This window comes from Herbaspirillum sp. B65, assembly GCF_000333555.1.
Taxonomy (GTDB): Bacteria; Pseudomonadota; Gammaproteobacteria; order Burkholderiales; family Burkholderiaceae_D; genus Herbaspirillum; species Herbaspirillum rubrisubalbicans.
The window spans coordinates 1-1,903 of sequence record NZ_BADI01000081.1; the positions used below are offsets into that span (position 1 = coordinate 1).

Genomic DNA, 1,903 nt, shown 5'->3' on the forward strand with positions numbered 1-1,903 from the left:
GCGTTGGCCGCGGGCAGGATGAAGCTGCGCTGTTGCCCGGCGGTCTCGCCGTAGGCCTGGGTATCGCGCTGGATGGCGCAGGTCATGGCCAGCGCGCCGCGGATGGGCAGCAGTGCCCCGAGAGCGACAACTCGCCTGCATATTCATGTTCATCCAGCCGGTCAGCCGGAATCTGACCGGACGCGGCCAGGATGCCCAGCGCCATGGCCAGGTCGAAACGCCACTCCTTGGGCAGGTCGGCTGGGGCCAGGTTGATCGTGATGCGTCGCGCCGGGAATTCGAAGCGGGCATTTTGCAGTGCCGCCCGCACGCGGTCGCGAGCTTCCTTCACCTCGGTATCGGGGAGCCCGACGATGGTGAAGGCCGGCAAGCCATTGGCCAGATGCACCTCGACCGTCACCGGCAGGGCGCTCATGCCGGCCAGGGCGCGGCTACGCAAGACCGCCAGGCTCATTGCAACGGGCCTGGCAGCTTGTCAGAAAGAAAAAGGGAGGGGGGAGGGAAAGAGAAAAGTGTCGTCGCCGGGATCATGGAGTCTGTTTTTGCTGAGCTTCAAGCTCGGCAACACGCGCTTCCAGCGCCTCCAGGCGGGCACGGGTCTTGGCCAGAACCTGGGCCTGGACGTCGAATTCCTCGCGCGTGACCAGGTCCAGCTTGGCAAAACCCTGACTCAGCATGGCCTTGACGTTCTTTTCGATGTCCTTGGCCGGAGAGTTCTCGATCGCCTTGTTGATCTTGGATTGCAGGTCTTCAAAAAATGGGGGCTTGTCCATGTCGGATCTCCTTGGCAGATAGCTGTACTGCAAGTTTAGCGGTTTCCCGCCCATCCTCAAACCATCCTCGCACCGCGATGGTCCTGATCAGACCGTTTTTTTGCCACCAGGTGCCCGGCCTTGGATGAATTTTCCTTCAGGAAATGCTCCGACTTGGTGACTTTTTCTTCGCCCGCCGTCCGCGCACCAAAATGTGTTTGTCGCACTTGACGCAAGATTAATAAAAAACCATCAATATCGCACCAGTAGCGTGCATTTATTCATTTGATGCACTATTTTGAGGCTAGGCTCGAAAAAAATCGTCGTAAATCTCTGGTTTCACGGGCAAACACAAGTCAGCCTTGCCACAACGACATGGCACGGCTCCTGCTACAGGATGGGAGAAAGACAAAAAAACGACTTTATTGTTCAAACATAAACCAGAGGGAAAGTCATGAAGAAACTGATTCTTGCAACAGCCATCGCCGCATCCTTCGTTTCTACCGTGGCCCGCGCAGAGGACGCCAAGCCGGATAATGAATTAACCTTCAACGCCGCCGTGGTGAACGACTACCGCTACCGCGGCCTGACCCAGACCCGTTTCGACCCGGCCCTGCAGGTTGGCGCTGACTACACGCACAACCCGACCGGTCTCTACGCTGGCACCTGGCTGACCAACATCAAGTGGATCAAGGACGCTGGCACGCTGGCCGGTACCGATACCAAGGGCGACGTCGAGTGGGACATCTACGGCGGCAAGCGTGGTGACATCGGCGGTGGCTTCACCTATGACGTCGGCGGCCTGGCCTACTACTATCCGGGCAACACCCTGGACAAGGTGGCCAAGAACGCCAACACCTTCGAACTGTACGGCCAGGTCGGTTACGGCCCGGGCTACTTCAAGTATTCGCAATCGCTGACCAACCTGTTCGGTGCTGCCAACAGCAAGTACAGCCAATACTTCGACCTGGGTGCCAATATCGAGACCTACTACGGCATCATCCTGGGCCTGCATGTCGGTCACCAGAACGTGCGTGGCAATCCCAACCAGTTCAGCTACACCGACTGGAAGATCGGTCTGTCCAAGACCTTCGACGAAGCCGCCGGTATCACCCTGGGCCTGGCCTATGTCGGTCCGACCTCAAGGATGG

The 1,903-nt window shown here is 58.5% G+C and carries 2 protein-coding genes and 1 pseudogene; 1 reads left to right on the forward strand and 2 read right to left on the reverse strand.

What is annotated here, in order from left to right; all coding sequences use genetic code 11:
• Positions 1–454, reverse strand: a pseudogene (locus I5W_RS02345) (magnesium chelatase domain-containing protein); the annotation flags it as partial.
• Between the two features lie 73 nt (positions 455–527).
• Entirely contained in the window at positions 528–773 is a 246-nt protein-coding gene (locus tag I5W_RS02350; RefSeq protein ID WP_008334075.1) for an accessory factor UbiK family protein, read from the reverse strand.
• 433 nt (positions 774–1,206) lie between these two features.
• Between I5W_RS02350 and I5W_RS02355 the strand changes: the two genes are divergently transcribed.
• Positions 1,207–1,903: TorF family putative porin (locus tag I5W_RS02355; RefSeq protein ID WP_044528031.1), on the forward strand; the 697-nt coding region annotated here is incomplete at its 3' end.

What these genes read in the sequence shown, in the direction of transcription:
- I5W_RS02350 (WP_008334075.1), bottom strand. Translation starts at nt 773, where the DNA reads ATGGACAAGCCCCCATTTTTTGAAGACCTGCAATCCAAGATCAACAAG.